Origin of the sequence: Lentzea xerophila, assembly GCF_051094245.1 — a bacterium.
GTDB classification, from domain to species: Bacteria; Actinomycetota; Actinomycetes; order Mycobacteriales; family Pseudonocardiaceae; genus Lentzea; species Lentzea xerophila.
In genome coordinates, this window is sequence record NZ_CP194934.1 from 6969196 (window position 1) to 6994932 (window position 25737).

Annotated in this window: 33 protein-coding genes; 9 read left to right on the plus strand and 24 right to left on the minus strand. The window is 69.6% G+C overall.

What is annotated here, in order from left to right:
* Positions 1-3: 3 nt before the first annotated feature.
* From ACRSBM_RS33115 to clpS, 10 genes are all read right to left on the minus strand, one after another.
* Positions 4-954, minus strand: a complete 951-nt coding sequence (locus tag ACRSBM_RS33115) for a PLP-dependent cysteine synthase family protein (RefSeq protein ID WP_434449573.1) — start codon at positions 952-954, stop codon at positions 4-6.
* An 8-nt stretch (positions 955-962) separates the two neighbouring features.
* Positions 963-1235 carry a MoaD/ThiS family protein gene (locus ACRSBM_RS33120; RefSeq protein WP_434449576.1) on the minus strand — a complete coding sequence of 91 codons (273 nt, stop codon included), beginning with the start codon at positions 1233-1235 and terminating at the stop codon, positions 963-965.
* A 31-nt stretch (positions 1236-1266) separates the two neighbouring features.
* Positions 1267-1677 (minus strand): Mov34/MPN/PAD-1 family protein, encoded by a 411-nt coding sequence (locus tag ACRSBM_RS33125; protein WP_086661214.1) that lies wholly within the window; start codon positions 1675-1677, stop codon positions 1267-1269.
* 99 nt (positions 1678-1776) lie between these two features.
* Positions 1777-2076 carry a hypothetical protein gene (locus ACRSBM_RS33130; protein ID WP_434449579.1) on the minus strand — a complete coding sequence of 100 codons (300 nt, stop codon included), beginning with the start codon at positions 2074-2076 and terminating at the stop codon, positions 1777-1779.
* 26 nt (positions 2077-2102) lie between these two features.
* Positions 2103-2579 (minus strand): YbaB/EbfC family nucleoid-associated protein, encoded by a 477-nt coding sequence (locus tag ACRSBM_RS33135; RefSeq protein WP_434449582.1) that lies wholly within the window; start codon positions 2577-2579, stop codon positions 2103-2105.
* Positions 2576-3526 carry a hypothetical protein gene (locus ACRSBM_RS33140; RefSeq protein ID WP_434449585.1) on the minus strand — a complete coding sequence of 317 codons (951 nt, stop codon included), beginning with the start codon at positions 3524-3526 and terminating at the stop codon, positions 2576-2578. Before ACRSBM_RS33140 ends, ACRSBM_RS33135 begins: the two co-directional genes overlap by 4 nt.
* Positions 3523-3831 carry a hypothetical protein gene (locus tag ACRSBM_RS33145; RefSeq protein ID WP_434449586.1) on the minus strand — a complete coding sequence of 103 codons (309 nt, stop codon included), beginning with the start codon at positions 3829-3831 and terminating at the stop codon, positions 3523-3525. The genes ACRSBM_RS33140 and ACRSBM_RS33145 overlap by 4 nt, the downstream gene beginning before the upstream one ends.
* 56 nt (positions 3832-3887) lie before the next feature.
* Positions 3888-4799, minus strand: a complete 912-nt coding sequence (locus tag ACRSBM_RS33150) for a P1 family peptidase (protein ID WP_434449588.1) — start codon at positions 4797-4799, stop codon at positions 3888-3890.
* Complete coding sequence (locus ACRSBM_RS33155) at positions 4796-5353, minus strand: DUF2017 domain-containing protein (RefSeq protein WP_434449591.1); 558 nt, start codon at positions 5351-5353, stop codon at positions 4796-4798. The genes ACRSBM_RS33150 and ACRSBM_RS33155 overlap by 4 nt, the downstream gene beginning before the upstream one ends.
* Positions 5350-5649, minus strand: coding sequence for an ATP-dependent Clp protease adapter ClpS (gene clpS / locus ACRSBM_RS33160; RefSeq protein WP_434449594.1), 300 nt, complete (start codon positions 5647-5649; stop codon positions 5350-5352). Before clpS ends, ACRSBM_RS33155 begins: the two co-directional genes overlap by 4 nt.
* Before the next feature lie 79 nt (positions 5650-5728).
* Between clpS and ACRSBM_RS33165 the strand changes: the two genes are divergently transcribed.
* Positions 5729-7012, plus strand: a complete 1284-nt coding sequence (locus ACRSBM_RS33165; RefSeq protein WP_434449595.1) for a nicotinate phosphoribosyltransferase — start codon at positions 5729-5731, stop codon at positions 7010-7012.
* A 1-nt stretch (position 7013) separates the two neighbouring features.
* Entirely contained in the window at positions 7014-7553 is a 540-nt protein-coding gene (locus ACRSBM_RS33170; RefSeq protein WP_434449598.1) for an isochorismatase family protein, read from the plus strand.
* Here the strand turns inward: ACRSBM_RS33170 and ACRSBM_RS33175 are convergent.
* The 4 genes from ACRSBM_RS33175 to ACRSBM_RS33190 all read right to left on the minus strand — a co-directional run bounded on the left by ACRSBM_RS33175 (position 7550) and on the right by ACRSBM_RS33190 (position 10644).
* A complete protein-coding gene (locus ACRSBM_RS33175; RefSeq protein WP_434449601.1) occupies positions 7550-8206 on the minus strand; it encodes a hypothetical protein in 657 nt (218 codons plus the stop codon). The two genes, ACRSBM_RS33170 and ACRSBM_RS33175, sit on opposite strands and share 4 nt — an antisense overlap.
* A 228-nt stretch (positions 8207-8434) precedes the next feature.
* A complete protein-coding gene (gene wecB / locus ACRSBM_RS33180; RefSeq protein WP_434449602.1) occupies positions 8435-9607 on the minus strand; it encodes a non-hydrolyzing UDP-N-acetylglucosamine 2-epimerase in 1173 nt (390 codons plus the stop codon).
* Positions 9608-9673: 66 nt separating this feature from the next.
* A complete protein-coding gene (locus ACRSBM_RS33185) occupies positions 9674-9865 on the minus strand; it encodes an LPXTG cell wall anchor domain-containing protein (protein WP_434449604.1) in 192 nt (63 codons plus the stop codon).
* Positions 9866-9879: 14 nt separating this feature from the next.
* On the minus strand, positions 9880-10644 hold the full coding sequence (locus tag ACRSBM_RS33190) for a choice-of-anchor P family protein (protein WP_434449607.1): 765 nt from the start codon (positions 10642-10644) through the stop codon (positions 9880-9882).
* Between the two features lie 292 nt (positions 10645-10936).
* Here ACRSBM_RS33190 and xrtP point away from each other — a divergent pair, with 292 nt between their 5' ends.
* The 5 genes from xrtP to ACRSBM_RS33215 all read left to right on the plus strand — a co-directional run bounded on the left by xrtP (position 10937) and on the right by ACRSBM_RS33215 (position 16204).
* Complete coding sequence (xrtP, locus tag ACRSBM_RS33195; protein WP_434449610.1) at positions 10937-11455, plus strand: exosortase P; 519 nt, start codon at positions 10937-10939, stop codon at positions 11453-11455.
* A gap of 44 nt (positions 11456-11499) precedes the next feature.
* The gene (locus ACRSBM_RS33200) at positions 11500-12822 is read left to right on the plus strand and encodes a glycosyltransferase (RefSeq protein ID WP_434453325.1); all 1323 of its coding nucleotides are present in this window, start codon (positions 11500-11502) and stop codon (positions 12820-12822) included.
* A 102-nt stretch (positions 12823-12924) separates the two neighbouring features.
* Positions 12925-13497: a biotin transporter BioY gene (locus ACRSBM_RS33205; RefSeq protein ID WP_434449613.1), complete on the plus strand. Its 573-nt coding sequence runs from the start codon at positions 12925-12927 to the stop codon at positions 13495-13497.
* A gap of 10 nt (positions 13498-13507) precedes the next feature.
* On the plus strand, positions 13508-14164 hold the full coding sequence (locus tag ACRSBM_RS33210; RefSeq protein ID WP_434449616.1) for a hypothetical protein: 657 nt from the start codon (positions 13508-13510) through the stop codon (positions 14162-14164).
* Positions 14165-14284: 120 nt separating this feature from the next.
* Complete coding sequence (locus tag ACRSBM_RS33215; protein ID WP_434453327.1) at positions 14285-16204, plus strand: ATP-dependent DNA helicase; 1920 nt, start codon at positions 14285-14287, stop codon at positions 16202-16204.
* On the opposite strand, the gene ACRSBM_RS33220 is transcribed toward ACRSBM_RS33215, so the two are convergent.
* The 8 genes from ACRSBM_RS33220 to ctaD all read right to left on the minus strand — a co-directional run bounded on the left by ACRSBM_RS33220 (position 16173) and on the right by ctaD (position 23191).
* A complete protein-coding gene (locus tag ACRSBM_RS33220) occupies positions 16173-16769 on the minus strand; it encodes a hypothetical protein (RefSeq protein ID WP_434449619.1) in 597 nt (198 codons plus the stop codon). The genes ACRSBM_RS33215 and ACRSBM_RS33220 overlap by 32 nt on opposite strands.
* A gap of 48 nt (positions 16770-16817) precedes the next feature.
* Complete coding sequence (locus ACRSBM_RS33225) at positions 16818-17117, minus strand: hypothetical protein (RefSeq protein ID WP_434449622.1); 300 nt, start codon at positions 17115-17117, stop codon at positions 16818-16820.
* Positions 17114-17419, minus strand: coding sequence for a helix-turn-helix transcriptional regulator (locus ACRSBM_RS33230; RefSeq protein ID WP_434449624.1), 306 nt, complete (start codon positions 17417-17419; stop codon positions 17114-17116). Before ACRSBM_RS33230 ends, ACRSBM_RS33225 begins: the two co-directional genes overlap by 4 nt.
* Positions 17420-17429: 10 nt before the next feature.
* Positions 17430-17999: a bleomycin resistance protein gene (locus ACRSBM_RS33235; RefSeq protein WP_434449627.1), complete on the minus strand. Its 570-nt coding sequence runs from the start codon at positions 17997-17999 to the stop codon at positions 17430-17432.
* Positions 18000-18021: 22 nt separating this feature from the next.
* The gene (locus ACRSBM_RS33240; protein ID WP_434449630.1) at positions 18022-19275 is read right to left on the minus strand and encodes a phospholipase D-like domain-containing protein; all 1254 of its coding nucleotides are present in this window, start codon (positions 19273-19275) and stop codon (positions 18022-18024) included.
* Positions 19276-19430: 155 nt separating this feature from the next.
* Positions 19431-20108: a peptidyl-tRNA hydrolase gene (locus ACRSBM_RS33245; protein WP_434449633.1), complete on the minus strand. Its 678-nt coding sequence runs from the start codon at positions 20106-20108 to the stop codon at positions 19431-19433.
* A complete protein-coding gene (gene serB, locus ACRSBM_RS33250) occupies positions 20108-21322 on the minus strand; it encodes a phosphoserine phosphatase SerB (protein ID WP_434449636.1) in 1215 nt (404 codons plus the stop codon). The genes ACRSBM_RS33245 and serB overlap by 1 nt, the downstream gene beginning before the upstream one ends.
* An 81-nt stretch (positions 21323-21403) precedes the next feature.
* A complete protein-coding gene (ctaD, locus tag ACRSBM_RS33255; protein WP_434449639.1) occupies positions 21404-23191 on the minus strand; it encodes an aa3-type cytochrome oxidase subunit I in 1788 nt (595 codons plus the stop codon).
* 133 nt (positions 23192-23324) lie between these two features.
* On the opposite strand from ctaD, the gene ACRSBM_RS33260 reads away from it, so the two are divergent.
* The gene (locus tag ACRSBM_RS33260) at positions 23325-23831 is read left to right on the plus strand and encodes a DUF305 domain-containing protein (protein ID WP_434449642.1); all 507 of its coding nucleotides are present in this window, start codon (positions 23325-23327) and stop codon (positions 23829-23831) included.
* Between the two features lie 16 nt (positions 23832-23847).
* A complete protein-coding gene (locus ACRSBM_RS33265) occupies positions 23848-24633 on the plus strand; it encodes a phosphotransferase (RefSeq protein ID WP_434449644.1) in 786 nt (261 codons plus the stop codon).
* Here the strand turns inward: ACRSBM_RS33265 and ACRSBM_RS33270 are convergent.
* Together ACRSBM_RS33270 and ACRSBM_RS33275 are read right to left on the minus strand one after the other, a co-directional pair.
* The gene (locus tag ACRSBM_RS33270; RefSeq protein WP_434449647.1) at positions 24630-25349 is read right to left on the minus strand and encodes an LPXTG cell wall anchor domain-containing protein; all 720 of its coding nucleotides are present in this window, start codon (positions 25347-25349) and stop codon (positions 24630-24632) included. The genes ACRSBM_RS33265 and ACRSBM_RS33270 overlap by 4 nt on opposite strands.
* A gap of 181 nt (positions 25350-25530) precedes the next feature.
* Positions 25531-25716 (minus strand): hypothetical protein, encoded by a 186-nt coding sequence (locus tag ACRSBM_RS33275; protein ID WP_434449650.1) that lies wholly within the window; start codon positions 25714-25716, stop codon positions 25531-25533.
* Positions 25717-25737 lie beyond the last annotated feature (21 nt).

Here is a 25737-nt window from a genome sequence, read left to right on the forward strand (position 1 = left end):
GGGTTACGCCCAGAGGTGGCCGTCGAGCCTGGCCGCCGCCTCGTCCAGCGTCCCGGCGTAAGCACCGGTGGACAGGTACTTCCAGCCCGCGTCCGCCACGACGAACACGATGTCCGCCGGCTTCCCCGCCACCTCGGCCTTCTGCGCCACGGCCAGCGCGGCGTGCAGGATCGCTCCGGTCGAGATGCCGGCGAAGATGCCCTCGGTCTCGAGCAGCTGCCGGGTGCGGCGCAGCGCGTCGTACGAGCCGACCGAGTACCGCCCGGTCAGCACCGACTCGTCGTACAGCTCCGGAACGAAGCCCTCGTCCAGATTCCTCAACCCGTAGACCAGCTCGCCGTACCGGGGTTCGGCGGCGATGATCTGCACGTCCGGCTTGGCCTCGCGCAGGTACCGCCCGACACCGACGAGCGTGCCCGTCGTGCCGAGACCGGCGACGAAGTGCGTGATCGAGGGCAGGTCGGCGAGGATCTCCGGGCCGGTGCCGCGGAAGTGCGCCTCCGCGTTCGCCGGGTTGCCGTACTGGTAGAGCATGACCCAGTCCGGGTTCTGCTTGGCGATCTCCTTCGCCGTGGCGACGGCCTGGTTCGACCCGCCGGCGGCGGGCGAGAAGACGATCCGCGCGCCGTACGCCTGCAGCAGCTGACGCCGTTCGGTCGAGGTGTTCTCGGGCATCACGCACACCAGGCCGTAGCCCTTGAGCTTCGCGGCCATCGCCAGCGAAATGCCGGTGTTGCCGGACGTCGGCTCCAGGATCGTCGCGCCGGGACGCAGCACACCGTCCCGCTCCGCCGCCTCGATCATGGCCAGCGCGGGCCGGTCCTTGATCGAGCCGGTCGGGTTGCGGTCCTCGAGCTTCGCCCAGATGCGCACGTTCTCGGACGGCGACAGCCGCGGCAGGCCCACCAGCGGCGTTCCGCCGAGCGCGTCCAGGAGCGAGTCGTAGCGGGCCATGGAGGAGATCAGCCGCCCGCGACGGCCGGGAGGATGGTGACGTTGTCGCCGTCCTTCACCGCGGCCTCGAGGCCACCGGAGAAGCGGACGTCCTCGTCGTTGACGTAGACGTTGACGAACCGGTGCAGCGAGCCCTCCTTGACCAGGCGGGCCTTGAGGCCGCCGTGGTTGTTCTCCAGGTCGTCGATGACCTCGGCGAGCGTCGTACCGGCGGCGGACACCGACTTCTCGCCCCCGGTGTGGGTGCGCAGGATGGTCGGGATCGACACGGTGACTGCCATGGTGGTTCTACCTCCGGGAAACGGGTGCAACTCAGGACTCGATGATCTTGACCGGTTCCTCGGTCACGACGCCGTCGACGATGCGGTACGACCGCAGCTCGTGCTCGATCGGGTCACGCGTGGAGACCAGCACGTAGTGAGCCTGGGGCTCGTTCGCGAACTTGATGTCCGTGCGGGACGGGTACGCCTCCGTCGCGGTGTGCGAGTGGTAGATGACCACCGCTTCCTCGTCGTTGGCCTGCATCTCGCGGTACACCTTCAGCTGCTCTGCGGCGTCGAACCGGTAGAACGTGGGCGACCGCTCCGCGTTCTCCATCTCGATGATGCGCTCAGGCCGATCGGAGCCTTCAGGCCCCGCGATCTGCCCGCACGCCTCGTCGGGATGGTCGCGGCGCGCGTGGGCCACCATCGCGTCCACCAGGTCACGGCGAATCACCAGCACGCATCCAATCCTACGGGCTGGCGCGAGTTGTCTCGGTATGCGAGATAACACCCGGCACAGGTGGTCCTACCTGGGCGGATGCGTCCACGACCTCAAGCGTCACCGACGCCGGCTGAGCACCACCACGAGGTAGAGGGCCAGCAACGCCACCCCGCGCCGCCGCTGGCCCTGGTCGAGCCCGCGCCACGCGGTCAGCTCCGCCCACGCCGCGAACGGCGTGGCGGCGACGCCCACCTTCATCAGCACCCGTCCGAGCCACGGCGGCACCAGGAACGCCGCGGCGAAGAGCCCGGCGGGGGCGAGGACCGCCAGCTCCCTGCCGGGGACCTCCCGCCCGGTCACACCGGGCGGGACGAGCTCGGACACGACACCTGCCGCCTGATCGATCACATCGCTCATAACCGGATGGCTACCCGCTCAGCGCGTCACCAGCCCTCCTCCTTCAGCACGGGCCCGGAGAAGTCGTCCTCCGCGGCAGCCGGACGCCGTCGCACCGGCGCGGGCGGGGCGGGAGAGGGAGCGGGCGCCGTCTCCGGCAGCAGCACCGGCATGTCCCGCACGACGCCTTCGTTGCGCAACGGCGTGTAGACCTCCCGCACCGCACCCCGTGCCTGGGCGGCGGCCTCCTGGGCCACCTGGACCAGGGCGGCCGCGAGCTGCCGCACGTTCAGCTGCTGCACCGACGGCGCCAGCACCAGCCCGGTGAGCATCCCGCCCGCGTCGACCGTCGCCCGGATCGCGCCGTCCGGTGAGGACGCCGTCCCGGTCACGCCGACGGCCTGGTCGCGCGCCGCGTCGAGCGTGGCCCGCCGCCGTGCCGCCCGCGTGTGCAGGTGTGCGGCGTGCTCGGTGACCTGCGCGGCCCTGGCGTTGATCTCCGCGCTGTTCAGCGGGCTGCTCATGCCGGCCCCTGCTCGGCGTACCGGTCGGCCCAGTCGGGGCCGGAGCCCGTCCGGTCATACGGCCCGTCCGCCTCGCGCTTCGGCTCCGGCACCAGGTCGGTCCTGTCGGTGGGTCGCCGGTGGTCGCCCTGCGCCTCGTCGGTCATCCCGAACGAGCGGGGGTCGAACGACGGCGCCGTGATCACCACGGGCCGCTCCGGCCGGACCTCGATGAGCTTGGCGCCGGAGACGAACTCCGTGAGATCCCGCAACGCCTGCTCCAGCTTCGCGCGCTCGACGTCGATCTTGCCGATCGCGCTGAGGCCGTTCTTGTTGATCGACAGCAGCGCACCGAGCTCGCTGTCCGCGTCGATCACCTCGTTGGCCACGCCCGCCCCACCCGCGATGAGCGAGGCGACGATCGGCGTCAGTGCGAGCGACGCACCACCGGACGCGACCGCCCCCACCACGCCCGCGATCGCGCCCACGACCGCCAGCGCGATCTTCCACCCGTCCGCGCCGGCCTCCTCGTACGCCTTGAGCGTCATGTCGACGAGCCGCACCGCGTCGTCCCGCATCGCCAGCACCAGCGCCTGGTAGGCGCGCAGGATGAGCAGCAGCGAGTCGACCACGCTCAGCAGCAGGCTCATGGCGTCCTGGAGGTTCAGCAGGAAGTCGGCGAAGTTCTCGGCCGCGTCGCCCGTCCAGCCGTCCATGTCCTTCAGCGCGCCGCCGAGGTACAGCTGGAGGTCCTTCTGCAGCACCCACTTCGCCTCTTCGAGGCTGTCGATCATCGTCTGCGCGCGATCGGGATCACCACACTGGAAGGCCGAGAAGATCTTCGGAATGTCCTGTTCCACGTACGGGAACACATCCATGAGCGACGAATCGCATTCCTCGCGGATCAGCGCCATGATGTGGTCGCCCTGGGCGCGGATGTGGTTGCGCCATTCCCCGTTCTCGCTCATGCCTGACCGTCCGCCTGGCGGTAGCGGTGGGCGATCTCGCGCAGCGCCTGCGCGGCCAGGCTCAGGTTCTCGGCGTTGTCGTCGAGCACGCGCCCCAGGAAGTTCGCCGCGGGGTCGAACTCGCGTTCCACACCTTCGAACAGCCGGTACACGGGTTCGTCCGAAATGGAGAAGGCACCGTCCGACTCGTCGACGGCCTTGTTCAGAAGTCCCCTCACCCGGCGCAGGCAGTCGGCCATGCCGGGGAGCCGGACGTTCGCGATCTTGTCCAGATTTTCGAGTTGTACCGAGAACTGGTCCCCCATGCTGATTCCTCTCTCTCGAGACTGGAATCAACGTAACGAGAACGCACCGGTCGCGGTCAGAGGTCGCGGAAAGCCTTCACACCCGCAACGGAGTGCGCTTCGCGGACCCCCGAAACCACCGATTCCGCGAACATCTCCGCCGCCGCCGTGCACAATGCGTCGAGCGCGAACGCGCGCGGCCCCGCCAGCGGCACGGCACCGGTGGCCAGCGCGAACACCGTGTCGCCGTCGAACATCGAGTGCGCGGGCCGCACGGCGCGGGCCAGGCCGTCCTGCGCGGCCATCGCGAGCCGCTGACACTCCGCCTTCGACAGGTCGGCGTTTACCGCGACCACGCCGATCGTGGTGTTGAGGCCTTCCGGTTTGCGTTCGGGCAACGCCACCGCGCGAGTGCCCAGCGACGGCAGCCACGGCAGGCCGGACGCGCGGTCGACGACCTCACCGGCCGCGTTCACCACCGCCAGTGCCCCGACCCGATGCGCGCCGACCGTGGTCGAGGCGACGCCGACGCCGCCCTTCAACGACCCGACCCGGGCACCGGCGCCCGCGCCGACACAGCCCAGCGCGAAGTCCTCGGACGCCGCCTCACAGGCCGCGTAGCCGAACGAGGCGTCCGGCCGGTTGCCCCACTCCGACATCGGCAGGTCGAAGATCACCGCGCCCGGCACGATCGGCACGACGTGGTGCGGCAGCGCTCCCACCGGGAAGCCGATCGAGCGTTCGGAGAGCCACCGCATGACGCCGTCCGCGGCCGCGAGCCCGTAGGCCGAACCGCCGGACAGGCACACCGCGTGCACCTGCTGGACCAGGTTCGCCGGGTCGAGCAGGTCGGTCTCACGGGTACCGGGCGCGCCACCGCGTCCGTCGACGGCCCCGACCGCACCGGCGGGCACGAGCACGACGGTCGTGCCCGTGGCCCAGCCCGGTTCGACGCGGTGGTGGTGGCCGACGAGAACGCCGGGGATCACGGCATCATCGCCTCGACGAGGGTGTCCTGCACCCAGGTCAGCCAGTGGTACACGCCGAGGTGCGGCGACCTCGGGTCCTCCGGCGGCAGCTCGTCCGGCATGTCCTCGGTGACGTCGAGCGCTGTCCCGAGGGCCAGACGCACGTCGTTCAGCGACGCCATCCAGGCCTCGGCCTCGGCGATGGTCAGGCGGATCTCACCGCCGTCCGGGGAGCACGTGTTGAGCACGATCTCGGCCGCGCCCGTCTTGTGGTCCAGAAGCTCCGGCTCGTGCAGCGAGCGCAACGCCGCCGCCGAGTTGACCTCGTCCGGGTCGGGCGCGTCGTCGTCGAACCGGTGGAAGTCCGGCAGCAGCCGGCCGAGGATCGGGTCGTCGGGTGCCTCCGACGGGCCTGTCCTGATGCCGGTCAGCTCCGCGAGCTCGTCCTGGGGCGCTTCCTCGGCGCGGGCCAGCAGCATGTCCTGGATCTGGCTGACCAGACCGCGCACGACCGCGGCCTCCTGCCGATCCAGCCTGCCGACGACGACGTCGCCGTCGCGGATCCACCGCTTCACGAGGCCCGCTGCATGGTCGCCCAGAGCCCTGCCGCGTGGAGCTTGGCCACGTCGGCCTCCACCTTGTCCTTGGTGCCCGATGTCACGATCGCCTTGCCCTTGTGGTGCACGTCGAGCATCAGCTTGGTCGCATGGTCCCTGCTGAACCCGAACAGCTTCTGGAACACGTACGTCACGTAGGACATGAGGTTTACCGGGTCGTTCCAGACCACGGTCTGCCAGGGGCGGTCCTCGGCGGCGATTTCCTCGCCGATGGCCTCCGGCTGCGTCCGTTCCTGTTCGACGGGCGTGGTCATACCGCCAATGGTGTCATGTTCGCCGCAGTGACGGAGACCGCATGCGGGTAAACCGGATGCGACCTTAGGGTTGGCGACCATGAACTCGACGGCGTTGCTGACCGACCACTACGAGCTCACCATGCTCGCGGCCGCCTTGCGTGACGGCACTGGTGACCGTCCGTGCGTGTTCGAGGTCTTCGCCCGCAGGCTTCCGGACGGACGCCGCTACGGCGTTGTCGCCGGGGTGAACAGGCTGCTCGAGGCGATCGGGAACTTCCGCTTCGGCGACGAGGAGATCGACCAGCTGCGCCGGGGCGCCGTGGTCGACGATTCGACTTTGGAATGGCTCGCGAACTACCGCTTCTCCGGGGAGGTCGACGGCTACCCCGAGGGCGAGCTCTACTTCCCCGGTTCGCCGGTGCTGACGGTCCGCGCGTCGTTCGCCGAGGGCGTCGTGCTGGAGACGCTCGCGCTCTCGATCCTCAACCACGACAGCGCGATCGCGTCCGCCGCCGCCCGCATGGTCACCGCCGCGAACGGCCGCCGCATGATCGAGATGGGCTCGCGCCGCACGCACGAGGAAGCCGCCGTGGCGTGCGCCCGCGCGTCGTACCTGGCGGGCTTCACGGCGACGTCCAACCTGGAGGCGGGCCGGCGCCACGGCATCCCGACGGCCGGCACGTGCGCGCACGCGTTCACGTTGCTGCACGACTCCGAGGAAGAAGCGTTCCGCAGCCAGGTCGACGCGCTGGGTGCCGGCACGACGCTGCTGGTCGACACCTACGACATCACCGCGGGCATCAAGACGGCCGTCGCGGTCGCCGGCCCTGACCTCGGCGCGATCCGGATCGACTCCGGTGACCTGGGCGTTCTCGCCCGCCAGGCCCGCGACCAGCTCGACTCGCTGGGTGCCCGCAACACCCGGATCGTCGTGTCCGGCGACCTCGACGAGTACTCGATCGCGGCCCTGCGCGCCGAGCCCGTGGACGCGTACGGCGTCGGCACGTCGGTGGTGACCGGGTCGGGCGCGCCGACCGCGGGCATGGTCTACAAGCTGGTCGAGGTCGACGGCAGGCACGTCGAGAAGCGCAGCACGTCCAAGCAGTCGCGGGGCGGCTGGAAGAAGGCGTTGCGCCGCCACAAGGACACCGGCACGGCACTGGAGGAGGTCGTGTTCCAGGCGCCTTCGGAACCCGAGCTCGGCCCGCACGACAGGCTCGTGCAGATTCCGCTGATGCGCGCTGGACAGGTCACCGGCGAGGTACCCACGCTGGAGCAGGGCCGCGAACGCTTGCGCGCGGCGCTGGTGAGCGTGCCGTGGGAGGGCCTCAAGCTCTCGCGCGGTGAGCCCGCGATTCCGACGATCTACCTGGAAGGCTGACATGACGAAGGCACTGATCGTCGTCGACGTGCAGAACGACTTCTGCGAGGGCGGTTCGCTGGCGGTGACGGGAGGTGCGGCCGTCGCGGCGGCCATCTCGCAGCACATCGCCACCTCGTCCTACGACCACGTCGTGGCGACGCGTGACTACCACGTGGATCCGGGTCCGCACTTCTCCGCGACGCCGGACTTCATCGACTCGTGGCCGGTGCACTGCGTGGCGGGCACGCCCGGCGCGTCGTTCCACCCGGAGCTCGACGTGTCCGGGATCGAACAGGTCTTCTCGAAGGGCCGTTTCGCCGCCGCCTACTCGGGTTTCGAGGCGGAGAACGACCTCGCGGGGTGGCTGACGGACAGGGGAGTGACCGACGTGGACGTCGTCGGGATCGCGACCGACCACTGCGTCCGCGCCACGGCCCTCGACGCGCAGCGCAACGGCTTCCGCACGAGGGTGCTCGTCGGCCTCACGGCGGCGGTCGCCCCGACGACCCGCGACGCCGCCGTGGAGGAGCTGGTCGCCGCGGGTGTCGCTGTCTCCTAGGGAGTGGGCGAACAGGCCACCGTTCCGACGGTGACGCTGCCCGTGTAGCCGGACGACGGCTCGAACGTGATCTTCAGCAGCGTCATGCTCAGGCTGCCGTCGTTCGGCACCGGGAACACCGTGTCGGTGAACTTGGCCTTCGCCAGCACGGTTCCGGTGTTCGACTTGATGTCGTGCACGTACCCGGGCGGGATGGTCTGCGGCAGCCCGGTCCACCCGGACATGCCCTTGAGCTGCCAGCCGGCCTGCGTGCCCTTGTCGTCGGCGTCGCAGTTGACCGACCACTCGGCGATCTTGAGCCGCGGGCCCCGCTGCGCGGTGAGCGCGGACAGCTCGAAGGCGGTGCCCTTGGCCACCGACTTCGTCCTCGTCAGGAACTCGTCCGGGTTCACGACCTCGGTCGTGCAGGTCGAGCTCGTCGCGCCGATCTTGAGCCCGCTCCTGCTCACGGCGGGGCTGGAGCCGGTGACGGTGCCCGCCACGTCCGGGTTCACGGCGCACACCGCGAGCGGCGTGACCGTGAAGGTCTGGTCCGCCTTCGCGAAGTCCGCGGATCCCGCCGACGCGGTGCCGGGCGGGTTGGCCGCGAGCGCGGGGGCCGCGGTCGCGAACGTCAGCGCGACCACAGCGCCTGCGATCAAACTCTTGCGCACTTCAGTCCTCTCGGGACGGCGTCGAAATCCCTCCGCACCGATAATCGTGCTGTTGTGCGGTGCGGCTGACAGCTCGGCACCCCATGTCACCCTTTCGAGAATCCCAATTACCCGATCTAGTGACAGGCGAGCTGGTGGCCGCCACGTCAAGACTCGACAAAGGTGAGGATCACCCGCTTCCTCCGCTCGGATTCGCCGTGATCACACTGGCGGGCGTCCGCCGGACGGTTACCGGACTCCGGCGAGCGTGGCGAACGGCTCCCGGCGCGGCAGCGCGGTCGGGAGGCCTGCCAGCCTCTCCAGCGCGGAGCACACCCGGACGGCGGCACGCCCGTCGCCGAACGGGTTGCGCCCCAGGGGAAGCCGCAACCGGGAGCCGAGCACCCAGCCCGCCTCGGCGAGGATGCGGGTGGTGTCCGTGCCGACGAGCCAGGCGCACCCGGCGTCGACGGCGAGCATGCGTTCGGTGGTCTCGCGCAGCACCAGCACCGGCACGCCGAACGACGGCGCCTCCTCCTGGATGCCACCGGAGTCGGTCAGCACGAGGGCCGCGCGGCGCAGCACGCGCACGAGGTCGGAGTAGTCGAGCGGGTCGGTGATGACGATGCGCTCGTGGCCGCCCAGCAGCGACACGACCTGTTCGCGCACACCGGGGTTCGGGTGCGCGGGGATCAGCACGTGCAGGTCGGGGTGGCGGTCGGCGATGGCGCGCACGGCGTTGAGCACGCGCATGAGCGGACGGCCCCACGACTCGCGGCGGTGCACCGTGACGAGCATGAGCCGGCCGCCGGTGGCGTCCAGGGTCCGCTCCAGCGCCACGAGGTCCGGGCTGGACGCGGGGAGGTCGAGGGCCCCGACGCGCTGCACGGCGTCCACGACGGTGTTGCCGGTGACGACGATGTGGCTGTCCGGCAGGGACTCCTCGTTCAGCGCGTTGGCGGCGTCGTCGGTCGGCGCGAGGTGCAGCGAGGTGATGCGGGAGATCATCTGCCGGTTCCCCTCCTCGGGGAACGGGCCGTACAGGTCGCCGGTGCGCAGACCGGCTTCGAGGTGTGCCACGGGGATTCCGCGCCAGAAGGAGGCGATCGCCGCGGCGAGGCTGGTGGCGGTGTCGCCCTGCACGAGGGTGACCGCGGGGTCGCGCTCCTCCAGCACGGCGTCGAACTCGGGCAGCAGCCGGGAGACCAGCTCGGCCTGCGTTCCGGTGGTGCGGGGCACGTCCAGCCGCACGTCCGGCACCAGGTCGAACGCGCCGAGCGCCTGCTCCACCATGCCGGAGTGCTGTCCACTGTGGACGATCGTGGGACGGAGGCCGGGATGGCCCCTCAGCGCGATGGCGACCGGGGCGATCTTCACGGCTTCTGGCCGGGTGCCGGCCACGAGCAGAACTTCTTTCCTCACCGTTGTCCTCTCTCGGGGATACCGGGAGGTCCGCCTGGGGCCGGGGGCAACCCCAGGCGGACCATTTCAGCCGGCTCGATTCGGTCTGGCCTGGACGGGGACCGCACGGCGCCTTTTTCGCGTCGAGTGCAGGAGAAACGCACCCACGACGAGAAGGACGATTCCCGCGACGATCCACCACGTCACGTCCGCGCCGGTGACCGCGAGGGCACCCACGCCCGTGCCGACACCAACGCCCGTACCGGGGACCTTGTACATCCGCCGCTCCTCGGTCAGGCCGCGCTCAGGTGCGCGCGACGGCGCAGCGCCACGAAAGCGACCGGTGCGGCGACGACACCGAGCAGGCCGAGGCCGATCCACAGCCCCGCACCCGACGCCATCGGGATGGGCAGGCCGGCGGGACCGCACGTGGCGGACGAGAGGATCACGTCGCCGGTGCCGATGGAGCCGAGCACGCCCTGCAGCAGCTTGATGTGGATCGCGTTCACGGTGAGGCTGCCGTCGTTGTTCCTGATCTGCTCGTTGAAGACCACTTCCGCGATCTTGATGCCGGCGAGCTGGACGTCCAGCTTGGTGTTGGCTGCCGGATCGGCGTCGACCTGGCCGAGCCTGCCGAGGTTCACGCCCGCGAGCTTGGACTTGCCGGCCAGACCCTTCTGGGTCGCCGTGCACTCCGCCTCCACCAGTTCGGCGGAGATCTTGCCGGTGACCCCGGAGAGCAGGTCGACCCGGACGTCCGCGGTGCTCGCCCGCGAGTACACACCGCCGGACTTCTCGTCCCGCGACGCGGAGGCGTTGATGACACCGGTCTTCAGAATCCCGGTGAGGTCGACGCCCGCGAACGTGTTCTGCGTCGGCCCGTTCGCGTTGGCGGCGGCGAACGGTTCCGCGTTGACCGCGGGGCTGCCGAGCAGCGTCACGTTGAGCCTCGCACCGTCGGCCGAGGCGTCCCCCGGGGCGGCCGAAGCAGGTGCGGCACCGACCAGGAGTGCGGCAATCGCGATGACTCCAGCCAGTCCCGTCATTCGGACACGCATGAAACTCCTTCCCTTGATTCCGGCCCCAAGGCGCGTTGATACCAATCTGGTTTCACGCTTTCCGGGGGCAATTACCGGCATCGGCGTTCTTTCGAGGGAACTGAGGGTTACTCCCCGTATCGGGCGACACGATCACTCGACTCGCCCAATCGGCGCCACTCATCGTGGGTTTTTTGATCAATTTCCGGTTACGGCGCCACCCGATCCGGGGGTGAGGGATGACGTTCCGTCTACCGATGGAACGTCAGGTAGCCCATCTGGGCGCTCCCTCATCGGTGGAAAGGATCCTCGGGTGACGCTTGCCGTGCGCCGCACCGCATTCCCGAGCCGGGTGACGGTGGTCGTCCTGCTCGCCGTCGCGGCCGGACTCGTGTTCGCACACCGCCTGTACCGCACGGCGGAGATCTCGCTGTCCGGCGCGGTTCTCAGCGTCATCAGCTCCTACGGCGTGGACGTGGTCCCCGAGCGCCAGACCGTCTACTTCGGACTGGGTTCGGACACGCCGCTGGGCCTGCGGATGACGCCGGAGTGCACGTCCGCGTTCCTGGTGCTGCCGCTGATCGTGGTGGGCGCGGTGATGATCGCGTTGCGCCCGCGCATCCAGTCGCGCGTGCTGTTCGCGCTGGGGGTCGCCGCGCTGGCGGTCGTGGTCGTCAACCAGTTCCGGGTGCTGACCCTGGTGGGGTTGGTGAACTGGCTGGGCGTCGACACCGGCTACTACTGGGGTCACACGCTGCTCGGGTCGATGGTGAGCGTGTTCGGTGGCGCGGCGGCGTTGGTCGCGTTCGTCTGGCTGGCCACGCGGAAGTGAGCCTCGACCTCGTCCTCGGGTTCACGCAGGCGCTCGCTCTGACGATGAGCGTCGCCTTCGTGACGTACGTGTTCGTGATCGTGGTGCCGTACCTGCGGCGCAAACCCGCGCCCGTCGGCGTCCCGGAGTCGTTGGAGTGGCACTTCTTCGTGCCGTGCCGCGACGAGGAGGCCGTCATCGGCGCCACGATCAGGTACCTGCGCGAGACGTTCCCCATCGCGCACGTGTGGGTCATCGACGACGACTCCGACGATCGCACCGCTGGAGTCGTGCGGACGTTGAAGCGCAACGGCGGTGTCCGGGACACCCAAATCCACCTCGTGCGACGCCAACGCCCGTACGCCCGCACCGGCAAGGGCAACGCGTTGAACGACGCCTACCGCACGCTGAAACTGTGGATGGGCCGGCGTGCGGACACCGACCGCGCGATCGTCGTCGTGGTCGACGCGGACGGCCGACCGGCGCCGAACTGCCTGGAAGTCTGTGCGGCACAACACCTCTTCGGCAACCCTCGGATCGGCGCCGTGCAGGTGGACGTGCGGATGATCAACGCGGGTCAGCGGCAGCCAGGGGTGTCGCGGTGGCGGCGCGCGTTCGGGGCCGGCCTGGTGCGGATGCAGGACCTGGAGTTCCGCACGGCCATCGCGGCGATCCAGATGTCCCGCGGCGCCACCGGCACGATCTCCATGGGCGGCAACGGGCAGTTCACGCGGCTGTCCGCTTTGGACTCGATCGCGGGACCTACCGGAAGCCCCTGGCGCGGCTCGTTGCTGGAGGACTTCGAGCTCGGCGTGCACCTGCTGACCGAGGGCTGGCATACGGGGTTCTCGTTGGACACGCACGTGAACCAGGAAGCGCTGTACTCGTTGCGCCGGTTCCTGGCCCAACGCACCCGTTGGGGCCAGGGAACCATGCAGTGCATGCGTTATCTGCGGCGGATCTGGGACTCGGAGCACCTGACGACCCTGGGTGCCGCCGAGATGATGTACTACCTGGCGCAACCGTGGATGCAGCTGCTCGGAACGCTGATCTACCCGATCCCGGTGGCGATGATGGCGTACCGGTTCGCGGTGTCGCCCTCCGAAGTCGTGGCGTGGTTCTTCGACGGCGCCTGGATCCTGTTCACCGTGTACGGCGCGTTCGGGTTGCTGCCGTTCGTCCTGTGGGGACCGGTGTACCGCGCACGCTGTGTGCCTGTTGGGTTCTGGAAGTCCGTTGCGTACGGGTTCGGTTACGCGCTGTACATCTACACCTTCTACATCACGTCGTGGCGCGCGCTGATCCGTTTGGTGCGCGGCAACAACGGCTGGACCAAGACGCGGCGCAACGAGGAACGGGTGGCGGGCAAGGTCGCTCTCGACGGGTGAGAACAACGTGTGTGACCGGTCACTTTGTGGAGATCGAACAAAGACGTTCTCGAGTTCACATGGTTAACCTCAGGTCCTCTCGATTCCGCCTGGGAGGGAACCGTGACTCTCGCACTCGCGCCTCGTCGCACCGTGCTCGCCGACTTCGTGCCGGGCGCACTGGCGCGCGACCTGACCCTGGTCGTCGCCGGTGCCGTCCTCACCGGTCTCGCCGCTCAGGTGGCGCTGCCGATCCCCGGCAGCCCGGTCCCGCTGACGGGCCAGACGTTCGCCGCCCTGCTCGTCGGCGCGTCCCTGGGCTGGCAGCGCGGCGCGACCTCGATGCTGCTGTACCTGATCGCGGGCGTCGCGGGTGTGCCGTGGTTCCAGGGCGGCTCGTCCGGTGTGCCGGTCTCGCTCGGCTACGTCATCGGCTTCGTGTTCGCCGGTGCGCTCGTGGGCTACCTCGCCGGGCGTGGCGGTGACCGCACGCCGTTGCGGACCGTGGGCACCATGGCGCTGGGCAACCTGGCGATCTACTCCGTCGGCGTGCCGTGGCTGATGGCGATGACCGGCATGTCGTTCGGCAAGGCCCTGGCCGTGGGCGTGCTGCCGTTCCTGATCGGTGACGCGCTGAAGGTCGCGCTGGCCGCGGGCGTGCTGCCGGGAGCCTGGGCCCTGGTCCGCCGCCGGTAGCTTGGACCAGGTGATCACACCTGGGGAGTACCTGTCGTTCCTGGATGCGCGCCTGCCCGGTCTCGTGGTGGGCGCGCATCTTCATGGGTCGAACGTTCTCGGCGACGTCGTTGCGGACTCGGACCTGGACATCGTGATCGAGCTTTCCTCGGCCGCCGAGGTGCCTGCCTTCGACGGCGCCGATGTCGCGGTCGTGCCGGCGGGATCGTTGGAGAAGCCCGTCTTCGAGGTGACGCCGCTGGCCGGTGAGATCACGCCCGTGCTGTGGCAACAGCTGCGGACCGTCGGACAGACCGTGCGCGGCGCACGGCCCTCCTGTCCCGGCACTGCCGCCGAGGTCGAGGCGTACTGCCGCGACAACCTGATCAGCTACTGGAAGCGGGACTTCGACCGCTTCCGCGAGGTGCTTTCCTCCTTGGATCCCCAGGCGCCGATACCGCGCGACGCGCTGCTGTGGGTGGGCCTCGGCCCGGCCCGCCTGTGGCACACGATCCGGACGGGCGAGATCGTCGGCAAGTCGCGCGCCGGCGAACTGGCCGCCGCCCGCTGGCCCGACCTGCCGATCCTGGACCTGGTGTCGTCCCGGCGGGGTGCGGACGTACCGCTGACGGTCGCGCACGCCCGAGCCGCCCTCGAGCTGTTCGACCGGATCCTCGCCGACGTCTGAGGGGGACTGTCGGACCCGCCGGGTACGGTCTGTCCCGTGCCTGAAGTTCCCCCCACCCTGAGCCTGCTCGAAACCGCCGTCCACGCCGTCGGCGGTGCGGAGCGCCCTGGTCAGGTGGAGATGGCTGAGGCCGTCGACCACTCGATCCGCACGGGCGAGCACCTCGCCGTGCAGGCGGGCACGGGCACGGGCAAGTCGCTGGCGTACCTGGTGCCGTCGATCCGGCACGCGGTGGCGGAGGACGAGACCGTGGTGGTCTCGACGGCCACGATCGCGTTGCAGCGGCAGCTGGTCGACCGGGATCTGCCGCGGCTGTCCAAGGCGCTCAAGAAGGAGCTGGGCAGGGAGCCGACGTTCGCGATCCTCAAGGGCCGCAGGAACTACCTATGCATGCACCGCGTGCACAACGGCGCGCCCGACGAGCCGGAGGACGACGCGCTGTTCGACCCGTTCGCGGTGTCGAAGCTCGGGCGTGAGGTGAAGCGGCTGCACGAGTGGTCGTCGGACACCGAGACCGGCGACCGCGACGAGCTGGTGCCCGGTGTCAGCGAGCAGGCGTGGCGGCAGGTGTCGGTCACGGCTCGTGAGTGCCTCGGCGTGTCGAAGTGCCCGATCGGCTCCGACTGCTTCGCGGAACGGGCGCGGGCGGAGGCGGGCAAGGCGGACGTGGTGGTCACGAACCACGCGATGCTCGCCATCGACGCGTTGGAGGGCTACCAGGTCCTGCCGGACCACGACGTGGTGGTGATCGACGAGGCGCACGACCTGGTCGACCGGGTCACGTCGGTCGCCACGGAGGAGCTGAGCGGCGCCAGCGTCTCGATGGCGGCGCGCCGGTGTGGCCGGCTCATCGACCAGGACATCGCCGACCGGCTGGCCGAGGCGAGCGACGGGCTCGCGATGATCCTCGAGGACATGCCTCCTGGCCGGCTGGACGCGCTGCCGCGGGCACTCGCCGGTGCGTTGGCGGCCACCCGCGACGCGGCGCACAACTGCGTGTCCGCCATGGGGCCGGAGCGCAAGGAGGACCCGGACGGGGCGACGGCGCGCAAGCTCGCGCTGGCGTTGCTGGAGGAGGTCCACGACTGCGCGGTGCGGGTGCTGGAGGCGTTCGACGAGGAACGCGACGTCGTGTGGGTGTCGGGCGACTTCAACCAGAAGGCGCCGGCGTTGCGGGTCGCGCCGCTCGGGGTGGGCGGGCTGCTGCGGGAGCGGCTGTTCGCCAAGCGCACCACGGTGCTCACGTCGGCGACGCTGACGCTCGGCGGCGCCTTCGACACGATGGCGCGCCAGTGGGGCCTGCCGCCGTCGGAGAAGGTCCGCAAGATCGAGGGCGCGGCGACCGAGAAGGACATCGACGGTCCGAAGTGGACAGGCCTCGACGTCGGCTCGCCGTTCCAGCACGGCACGAGCGGAATCCTTTACGTGGCACGGCATCTGCCGCAGCCGGGCCGGGACGGGCTGCCGCCGGAGTACCTGGACGAGATCGAGGGCCTGGTGAACGCGGCGGGTGGCCGCGCGCTCGGGCTGTTCTCGTCTACACGCGCGGCGAAGGCGGCCACGGAGGCGCTCCGCGACAAGCTCGAGCACCCGATCCTGTGCCAGGGCGACGACGCGACGGGCCTGCTGGTGAAGAAGTTCGCCGAGGACGAGCGCACGTGCTTGTTCGGCACGCTGTCACTCTGGCAGGGCGTGGACGTGCCGGGCCCGAGCCTGCAGCTCGTGATCATGGACCGGATCCCGTTCCCGCGCCCGGACGACCCGCTGGCCTCCGCGCGCCAGAAGGCGGTGAGCTCACGTGGCGGCAACGGCTTCCTCAGCGTCGCCGCCACGCACGCCGCCCTCCTGCTGGCCCAGGGCGCGGGCCGGTTGCTGCGGTCGATGTCGGACAAGGGAGTGGTGGCCATCCTCGACCCGAGGCTGGCCACGGCTCGCTACGGCGGGTTCCTCAGGGCCTCACTCCCTCCGTTCTGGACCACCTACGACCCCGAGGTGGTCCGCGGCGCCCTCAAGCGCCTGGACGAGGCTCAGACCCCTTGACCCGCTCGACCAGTTCGTCGCGGAAGGCCTGAGCGTCCGCCAGTTCCGGCTCGGTTCCGTCGGACCCCTTCAGCGCGCCTTCGAGGATCTTCAACGCCTGCCGCTCGTCCCCGCGCGCGTCCGCCTGCCGGGCCGCGTTCTCCATGGCCTTGGCGAGCTTGGTGCGCGCCTCGGGTTCCTGCGCGGCCTTGTTGATCCGAATCCAGTTGCCGCCCGGATCGACGACGGTGAACCCGGTGTACCGGTCGTTGCGCAACCGCGGCCGGGTCATCCGCGGGATGCCGGAGATGAGCAACTTCCCGTGCACCGCGCGCATCCCCGCCGCGAACGCCTCGAACAACGGCTCGGTGTCCTCGACGATGACGATGCACGTGCTGTGCGACTGCTCCGGCACGTGGCCGGGCATCCCGTAGAAGTGCAGGTTGATGTCCTCGCGCCGCATGGCGATGTACGGGTTCGGGCGCGTCTGCCGGTAGGTGTCAGAGAAGCCGAGCATCTCGTAGAAAGCCGACATCTCGTCGATGTCGACGCAGGGCAGGAGCGGAATCGTCAGTTCGTTGGCCACCGCCCGAAGCTAAGCCCGGCCCCGCCGAAACGACACCGAGCTATTTGCTCAAGCGAACAGCAGCACCACTCCGCCCAGCACCATCAACGCCGAAACCACGGCGATGGCGAGCACACGTCCACGTGAAGTCCCCGCGTGCTTCAAGGCAATGCCCAACGGTCCAATACCAGCCACAACAGCCCCTTTCGAAGGTATGGCAACGGCAGCGCGCACAGTCCCGAACGCCACACCCAACGGCGACATACCGAGCTCGTGCGCACCAACGACATCTGCTTCCCACTGCTCGCGGTAGCGCTCATCGCCCACCACCGCCGCTGCGAACCGCACCACCAGCAACGCGATTCTCATTGCGCCGCCCGCGGCACGAACTTCGGTGCCGGAGCCGCCCGCGCCACGACCTTGCGGGCCTCCGCGGCCCCGTCGGCGGTCAGCCGGTACATCCGCCGGCGCGGCCCACGCCGTTCCACGTCGTCGTCCCAGGCCGACGTGACCCACCCGGCCCGTTCCAGCCGGTCCAGCAGCGGGTAGACGCTGCCGGACGGCCTGCCGGTGAGCTTGATGATCTCCAGGCCCCAGCGCGGCTCGTCGGTGCCGAGCAGCACGTCGAGGACGTCGACGGTGGCCTTGCCGATGCGTTGCAGTGGCTCCACGCCACTAAGACTACCTATGTAGATTAAGGCGTTCAAGTAGCTGTTCGCGGAACTCCAGCGCCGACGCCCGCTCTTCCTCCGAGGCGTGCACCTCCCGCGCCAGCGCCCCTTCGAGGATCTTCAACGCCTGCCGCTCGGCCCCGTGCGACCCGGCCAGCGTCACCGCGCTGCTCAACGCCCTGGACAGCCCGTCCGACCGCACGGACTCCCGCACGGCGGGCACCACCCGGATCCAGTTGCCACCGGGATCGACGAACAGGAACCCGTCCCGGCGCGGCCGGGTCATCCGCGGGATCCCCGTGAGCAGCACCTGCCCGTACACCGCCCGCATGCCGACGGCGAACGCCTCGTACAGCTCCCGCGGGTCCTCCACCTGGATCAGGCACGAGCTGTAGGACTGCGCCGGGTCGTAGCCAGGAATGCCGAAGAAGTGGAGGTTGATCTCCTCGCGCCGCACCGAGAGGTACGCGTTCGGCCGGTACTGCCGGTACGTGACCGTGAACCCGAGCATCACGTAGAACTCGGCCACCTCGTCGATGGACGCGCACGGCAGCAGCGGGATCGTCACCTCGTTGGCCACGCCGCCACGCTAGACCCGGAGATCAGCCGTCGACCAGCAATCCGCGTAACGGTCCTTGCAGTCTTCCGGCCCGGCGGGACACACCGGGCAGCGACGTCACGCGTGCCGGGCGCTTCAGGGCCGGGTGCCAGATCTGGTCCACGACCTCGTGCGCGGGCCCCGAAACGTCACTCTCCAGGTGTTCCGCCCACAGCCGCAGCCGGGTCGCCCGCACCACTTCCGCGTCGTCGGTCACGACGTTGACCTCGGTGTCGTTGAACAGCGAGTGCTCGTTCAGGTTCGCCGACCCGATCGACATCCACTTGTCGTCCACAATGGACAGCTTGGCGTGCACGTAGATCGGGGCGTCGCCGTGGGCGACGAGCGTCGCGGCGACGAGCCGCCCGCCGGAGTCGACGTCGAGCAGGCGGCCGAGCTGACCGCGCGTGGTGTCCGCGCCGTTGCTGGGTTTCTGCGGCAGCACCAGCACCATCCGGAACTCCGGCGACGGCGGTCTGCTCAGCTTCTCCAGCAGCACTTCGGTGATCTCCGGCGACCACAGGAACTGGTTCTCCAGGTACACCAGCGACTCGGCCGCCCGCAGCGCGCGCAGGTAGGAGTCAAGCAGGCTGAAGTCGCCGTGCGGGGCGAACGAGTAGGTCTTCTCCGGGATCGTCCGCACCAGCTGCACCGACGACGACCCCGCCTCGGGCGGCACGTGCGGAACGGGCAGGGTCTCCCCCGCGATCTCCAGCCACCGCGCGGCGAAGTGCGCGGCAACCTCCGCGACGACGGGACCTTCCAGCTTGGCCACGTGGTCGTGCCAGCCGAGGTCGCGCGGCGGGTGGCCGGGCGAGTCGTGGCGGTCGCCCTCCACGGCCGTCATGTCGAGGCCGCCGACGAACGCGACATCGTCGACGATCACGATCTTCTCGTGGTGGCAGTGCAGCGTTCGCTCGCGCGCGTCCAGCTCGCACCGGACGGCGCCGCACTCCAAGAAGGCCTTCTGTGCCGCCAGCGCCCGTTTGCGCGTCGGCTCGAACATCGGGAAGGGCGGGCCTGCCCAGAGCAGCACGCGCACCGGAATCCGTTCCGCGGCAGCGGAAAGCAGTTCACGCAGCTGCGGAGCGCCCGGCTCCCGGGTCAGCTGGAAGTCCGGCGAGGCATGCCAGTTCGCGATGTGCACGTACTTCTGCGCGCCCTCGATCGCCTTCGCGATCACGGGGAACGCGTTGGCGCCGTCGACCAGGACCTCGATCTTGTTGCCGTGCTGCACCGGCGGCGCGGGGTGAACCACCCCGCGCCGTCTCCGTCCAGCACCTCGCCCCACCCCAGCCGCCGCAGCCGGCGCGCGTGGTGGGAGCACAGCATGTTCTCCAGCCCGTCTCCGAGCCGGGCGTCGAGAACGTCGAGTAGGCCCACGAGACGCGGATTTACCCGATTCGCGTGCTTCTAAACGGCGAGCACCGTCGTCGTGCCCGGCTCGACCTCCGTGAAACCCGCGTCCCGCACCGCCACGACGTCGTCGCGGTGGATCAGCGAGTCCCACTCGGCGGCGGACGGCGTCCGCACGGCACAGCGGTAGTCCAGCAGCGCCCACGCCTTGAGCTCGGCCTCGGACAGGCGCGGCGCCAGCAGCATCGACGCGTGCCCCACCTGGGCCGCGAGCTTGCCCGCCGACATCTCCACCCGCGGGTTCACGTACAGCAGCCGCGCGCCCTCGGGCACCGCTCCCGGCTCGTCAGGGGGCAGGTCGGAGCCCGAGATCTGCAGCTTCGCGACCTCGCGGGGTGTCTCGGACACCAGCACGGGCAGCAGCGACCGGACCGACGCGCCATCCACGGTGACCGTCACGCCCGGCAGCTCCTGCACGGCCTCCCACTGCACGCCACGGGCCCGGCGCGACACCTTGCGGATCCGCCCGGCCACCCACGCCCGCACCGCCTCGTGCCACTCCCCGCCGACGTCGGCGCGCGGGTCGAGGCACACGGCGACCGCCGACGCGGCCGCGGCCTCCAGCAACGCCGTCCGGGACGGCGGGTCTACGCGTTCGATGCGCAACACCATCGGCATCGCGCGGACCTCGGCCTCCTCCGCGTAGTTCCGGGACGCGATCAGGTCGAGAATCATCACAGCCGGGTCAGCTCCAGGCCGTCCGCGGCGTCCGCGGCCTCCACCTCGGCCCTGGTCACGCCGAGGATGAACAGCACCGCGTCCAGGAACGGGTGCGACAGCGCGGTGTCGGCGACCTCACGCAGCGCCGGCTTCGCGTTGAACGCGATGCCCAGCCCGGCCGCGTTCAGCATGTCGATGTCGTTCGCGCCGTCACCGACCGCCACGCACTGGGCCAGCGACACGCCGACCTCCTCGGCGAACCGGCGCAGCGCCACGGCCTTGCCCGGCCGGTCGACGATCTCGCCGACGACCTTGCCGGTCAGCTTGCCGTCGACGACCTCCAGCGTGTTCGCGGCGCAGAAGTCGAGCTGGAGCTCGTCGGCGAGGCCCGTGATCACCTTCGTGAACCCGCCGGACACGACACCGCAGTAGAAGCCGAGGCGCTTGAGCGTGCGGATCGTCGTGCGCGCGCCGGCCGTGAGCTCCAGCGACGCCGCGACCTCGTCCAGCACCTTCTCGTCGAGGCCCTCCAGCAACGCGACCCGGCGGCGCAGCGACTCGGTGAAGTCGAGCTCACCGCGCATCGCGGCCTCGGTGATCTCGCGCACCTGCTCCTCGCACCCGACGTGCGCGGCCAGCATCTCGATCACCTCGCCCTGGATCAGCGTGGAGTCGACGTCGAACACGACCAGGCGCTTGGCCCGGCGGGTCAGGCCGGCGCGTTCGACCGCGATGTCCAGCCCGCCCCGCACCGACACCTCGGCGAGCGCGGACCGCAGCTCGGCGTCGTTCTCGAGCGTGTCGTCGGCGACGGAAACCCGCAGCTCGAGCCCGGTGACCGGGTAGTCGGCGACGCCGCGGATCGCGTCGATGTTCACGCCGAGCGACGCGAGCCGGCGCGCCACCTCGGTGAACGCCTTCGCGGTGACCGGGCGGCCCAGCACGATCAGCACGTGCGACGACTCCAGGCGTGCCGACCGCTTCGAGTCGGCGCCGATCTCGATCTCGACGTGCATCGAGACGGTGGCCATCGCCTGTTCGACGGCCTCCTGCAGGCCCTCGGGGTCGTGGTCGGTCGAAACCAGCGCACCGAGCACCAGCCGGCCCCTGATGACGACCTGCTCCACGTCGAGCACCTCGACTCCGTGCCTGGTCAGCACGGCGAAGAGCACGGAGGAGACACCGGGCTTGTCGGGACCGGTCACGGTGATCAGCACGGGCGTTTTCACGTCGTCGTCTCCTCGTCGGACGCGACGAGCCCCGACCGCGCGAAGCAGCCGGGGCTCGTCGTTGAACCTGTGAAGTGCAGGTTACTTGTGGTCCGACTCCGACTTCTCGGAGGCCGTACCGGACTGGATCGCGGCGCCCGCCATCTCGGACAACGCCGGCTTCGCGTCCTTGTGCTGGATCGTCTTGCCGGTGAAGGTCACGTGACCCTCGTTCCGGATGCGTTCGATCATGTGCGGGTAGTGCAGCTCGAAGGCCGGACGCTCCGAACGGATCCGGGGCAGCTCGGTGAAGTTGTGCCGCGGCGGCGGGGACGACGTCGCCCATTCGAGCGAGTTGCCGTAGCCCCACGGGTCGTCGACCGTCACGACCTCACCGAAGCGGTAGCTCCGGAAGATGTTCCAGATGAACGGCAGCGTCGACGCGCCCAGGATGTAGGCACCGATCGTGGAGATCATGTTCAGCGTCGTGAAGCCGTCGGACGCGAGGTAGTCGGCGTACCGGCGCGGCATGCCCTCGTTGCCCAGCCAGTGCTGGACGAGGAACGTCGCGTGGAAGCCGAGGAACGTCGTCCAGAAGTGCAGCTTGCCGAGCGGCTCGTCCATGAAGCGGCCGGTGATCTTCGGGAACCAGAAGTAGATACCGGCGAAGGTCGCGAACACGATCGTGCCGTAGAGCACGTAGTGGAAGTGCGCGACGACGAAGTACGTGTCGGACACGTGGAAGTCGATCGCGGGCGCGGCCAGCAGGATGCCGGACAGACCACCGAAGAGGAACGTCACGATGAAGCCGATGCTGAACAGCATGGGCGTCTCGAACGTCAGCTGCCCCTTCCACATCGTGCCGATCCAGTTGAAGAACTTCACACCGGTCGGGACCGCGATGAGGAACGTCATGAAGGCGAAGAACGGCAGCAGCACGGCGCCGGTCGCGTACATGTGGTGCGCCCACACGGCGACGGACAGGGCCGCGATGCCGAGCGTCGCGTAGACCAGGCCGTTGTAGCCGAAGATCGGCTTGCGGCTGAACACCGGGAAGATCTCCGACACGATGCCGAAGAACGGCAAGGCGACGATGTAGACCTCCGGGTGACCGAAGAACCAGAAGAGGTGCTGCCACAGGATCACGCCGCCGTTGGCGGGGTCGAACACGTGGGCACCGAGGTGGCGGTCGGCCAGCAGGCCGAGCAGCGCGGCGGTGAGGATCGGGAACGCGAGCAGCACCAGCACCGACGTCACCAGGATGTTCCAGGTGAAGATCGGCATCCGGAACATCGTCATGCCGGGCGCGCGCAGGCAGACCACGGTGGTGATCATGTTCACCGCGCCGAGGATGGTGCCGAGACCACCGACCACCAGGCCGGAGATCCACAGGTCGGCGCCGACGCCGGGCGAGTGGATGGCGTTGGACAGCGGCGTGTACGCGAACCAGCCGAAGTCAGCGGCACCACCGGGGGTGATGAAGCCCGCCATCACGATCAGGCCACCGAAGAGGTAGAGCCAGTACGAGAAGGCGTTGAGCCGCGGGAACGCCACGTCGGGCGAGCCGATCTGCAGCGGGAGCACGAAGTTCGCGAAGCCGAAGACGATCGGCGTCGCGTACAGCAGCAGCATCACGGTGCCGTGCATCGTGAAGAGCTGGTTGAACTGCTCCTGGCTGAGGAACTGCATGCCGGGCCGGGCCAGCTCGGTCCGCATCAGCATGGCCATGGCGCCGCCGACCATGAAGAAGGCGAACGACGTGACCAAGTACATGATGCCGATTTGCTTGTGGTCCGTGGTGCGGAACATCCGCAGCAGGAAGGACCCCTTGACCGCGGTGCGCGTCGGATAAGGACGCGTTGCGATCGGCTGCGGGGCTACGGCCGTCACGGTACCTCCAGGCCTTGGTGGGACCAGTAGTTCGGGAAACTCACCGGATATTAGACGGAGCCGATCAGCTCCATTCGGGTGGGCCAGGGCCGGTGGCCAGCGGCGTAGCGCACGTCACACGTATCCTGCCGCCGTGCTCCGATTGCTCGCTGTCGCTTCCGTCCTGCTGGTGTTCGCCTGCGGCTCCCCAGCCACGCACAACTCGGCGGACGTCACCTTCGCCCAGGGCATGGTCCCGCACCACGAGCAGGCGCTGGAGATGTCCGGGCTCGTCGCCGCCCGCACCGAGAACCCCCAGGTGATCGACCTGGCCAAGCGCATCTCGGCGGCGCAGCAGCCCGAGATCGACCGCATGAACGGCTGGCTGAAGTCCTGGAACGCTCCCGTCCAGGCCTCCTCGCACACCCACTCCGGCTCGCACGGCATGGTCGAGCTGGGCAACCTCGCCGACCTCGACGGCACCGAGTTCGACCGCCAGTGGCTGTCGCTGATGATCCAGCACCACCGCGGTGCCGTGGAGATGGCGCGCAAGCACCTGTCCGCCGGCACGGACCCGGAGACGCGCAAGCTCGCCCAGGACGTCGTCAGCCACCAGGAGAAGGAGATCGCGGAAATGGAGTCGCTCCTCCCTCAGGGCTGATGCCAGCCTTCTGGGGGTGAGCACCTCAGCAGCCTGCCGCGCCGCAGTCTCTCTCGCGGCAGCTCACGGCGTGGTGTCCACCGACCCTGTCGTGCTGAAGACCGGCAGCAACGTGCTGGTGCACCTGCGCCCGGCCCCGGTCGTAGCCCGCATCGCCGCACGTACCGCACTGGTGCGGCCTTCGGTGGCCGCACACTTCGCCCGGGACCTGTCGATGTCGTCGTTCCTGGCGGGTCGCGGCGTGCCGGTCGTGACGCCTTCCGCCGAGCTCCCCGCCGGGCCTCATGTCGTCGACGGCTTCGTGCTCTCGTTCAGCACGTACGTCCCCCACGAGCCCGGTGCGCGGTTGCCGCGGGAGGACGTGCTCAAGCTCATGCCGGACCTGCACGCCGAACTGAGGCACTACCAGGGCGCGTTGCCCACGCGCGGCCCCCTGGACGACGTGGATCACGTCCTGACCTACCTGGACGGTCTGGGTGTGCCGGGCCTGGACAGGTTCCGCTCCTGGCGCGACTCCCTGCTGACCCGCTGGACCGCCCACTACCACGACGTCCAGCCCCTGCACGGCGACGCACATCCGGGAAACCTGCTGCTCACGCCATCCGGCCCCGTCTGGAACGACTTCGAGGACGCCTGGCTGGGCCCGGTCGCCTGGGACGTGGCCTGCTCCACAGACGAAGGAGCCGCCCCACGCGCCGTAGAGATCTACGGCGGCGGAGCGGCTCCTTCAGACGTGGAGTTCCACGTGGAGACACGAACCATGTTCGGCACGCTGTGGGGCGTGCTCATGGAGTGGTCTTAGGCGCGACGCCTGCGCATCACGAGCATCACGGCGGCACCGGCGGCAACGAGCGCCGCACCGAGCCCGAGCAGCCACGCGGAGCCGAAGCCGGTCGAGGCCAGGTCATCCTCGTTCGCGACCGGCGCGGGCGCGACGGTGGTGGTCGTGGTGGGCGCGACCGGCTCGGAGGACGACGGCGCAGTGGTGGTGCCCGACGTCGTGGTCGGGGTCGACGAGTGCGTCACGGTCGACGTGGACGTCGTCGTGGTGGTGGTCGTGGTCGTCGTGGTCGTCGTCTGCTCCTCGACACCACAGCCGTACCAGTGGCTGATCTGCGGGAGCTGTCCGCCGTTGTTGAACGGCGAACGCAGGTCCTCCCACGGCAGCGTCTCGCCGAGCTTGTCAGCGAGGTAGACGTTGAACTTGTCGCCGCCCTTGACCACGATGCCCGTGATCTCGATGCCCTCGGGCAGACCCGTGATGTCGAGGTGCTGCTGGTTGTCACCACCGGTGAAGGTGAACTCGTTCGGGTGAACGGTGGACCCGGTCAGCCCACCGACGGTGCAGGCATCGGGGTGGTTGATGTCGACGTTCTTGAGGAACGGCGTCGCGCGCGGGTCGTCCGTGGTCGGCACTTCGGGCTGAGCGCCGGCGGTGGTTGCCAGGGCGAGCGTGGCCACGGCTGCCACAGCGGCCGAAGCGAGCAGGCCGGCTCTTCTCAGGGGCGTCAAGCGCATCGGGTTACTCCGTACGGGATCGGGGATGTCGCGATCTAAGACGATCGACGTCGCCCAAACGGTCGAGATGACGATCAACTGCGCCCTTGTGGCCGAGTTGTTACTACTCTGTGAGGTCGCATCCCCAAACGACCGAACGCAAGAGGGGGCCGGCGACGCGGCCCCCTCCTGTGCGACAAGATCAGCTCTGCTGGCCCTGGGCGGGCTTCACGTAGACCGTTCCCCCGGTCGGCATGCGCCGGAACCACTGAACGGGAGTGACCGGCTGACCGATCACCGGGCCCACTCCAGGCGCGGGGTGAGCAACAGGCATGCCGGCGTTCTGCGGGAACTGCGGCAGGCGTGGAAGCTGGTTCGGGGAGGTCATTGTTCCTTCTCGGGAGGCGAT

Coding starts and splice junctions, on each gene's coding strand:
- ACRSBM_RS33115 (WP_434449573.1), bottom strand. CDS start 954: ATGGCCCGCTACGACTCGCTCCTGGACGCGCTCGGCGGAACGCCGCTG.
- ACRSBM_RS33120 (WP_434449576.1), bottom strand. CDS start 1,235: ATGGCAGTCACCGTGTCGATCCCGACCATCCTGCGCACCCACACCGGG.
- ACRSBM_RS33130 (WP_434449579.1), bottom strand. CDS start 2,076: ATGAGCGATGTGATCGATCAGGCGGCAGGTGTCGTGTCCGAGCTCGTC.
- ACRSBM_RS33135 (WP_434449582.1), bottom strand. CDS start 2,579: ATGAGCAGCCCGCTGAACAGCGCGGAGATCAACGCCAGGGCCGCGCAG.
- ACRSBM_RS33140 (WP_434449585.1), bottom strand. CDS start 3,526: ATGAGCGAGAACGGGGAATGGCGCAACCACATCCGCGCCCAGGGCGAC.
- ACRSBM_RS33145 (WP_434449586.1), bottom strand. CDS start 3,831: ATGGGGGACCAGTTCTCGGTACAACTCGAAAATCTGGACAAGATCGCG.
- clpS (WP_434449594.1), bottom strand. CDS start 5,649: ATGACCACGCCCGTCGAACAGGAACGGACGCAGCCGGAGGCCATCGGC.
- ACRSBM_RS33165 (WP_434449595.1), top strand. CDS start 5,729: ATGAACTCGACGGCGTTGCTGACCGACCACTACGAGCTCACCATGCTC.
- ACRSBM_RS33170 (WP_434449598.1), top strand. CDS start 7,014: ATGACGAAGGCACTGATCGTCGTCGACGTGCAGAACGACTTCTGCGAG.
- ACRSBM_RS33185 (WP_434449604.1), bottom strand. CDS start 9,865: ATGTACAAGGTCCCCGGTACGGGCGTTGGTGTCGGCACGGGCGTGGGT.
- ACRSBM_RS33190 (WP_434449607.1), bottom strand. CDS start 10,644: ATGCGTGTCCGAATGACGGGACTGGCTGGAGTCATCGCGATTGCCGCA.
- ACRSBM_RS33200 (WP_434453325.1), top strand. CDS start 11,500: ATGAGCGTCGCCTTCGTGACGTACGTGTTCGTGATCGTGGTGCCGTAC.
- ACRSBM_RS33215 (WP_434453327.1), top strand. CDS start 14,285: ATGGCTGAGGCCGTCGACCACTCGATCCGCACGGGCGAGCACCTCGCC.
- ACRSBM_RS33225 (WP_434449622.1), bottom strand. CDS start 17,117: ATGAGAATCGCGTTGCTGGTGGTGCGGTTCGCAGCGGCGGTGGTGGGC.
- ACRSBM_RS33245 (WP_434449633.1), bottom strand. CDS start 20,108: ATGATTCTCGACCTGATCGCGTCCCGGAACTACGCGGAGGAGGCCGAG.
- ACRSBM_RS33270 (WP_434449647.1), bottom strand. CDS start 25,349: ATGCGCTTGACGCCCCTGAGAAGAGCCGGCCTGCTCGCTTCGGCCGCT.
- ACRSBM_RS33275 (WP_434449650.1), bottom strand. CDS start 25,716: ATGACCTCCCCGAACCAGCTTCCACGCCTGCCGCAGTTCCCGCAGAAC.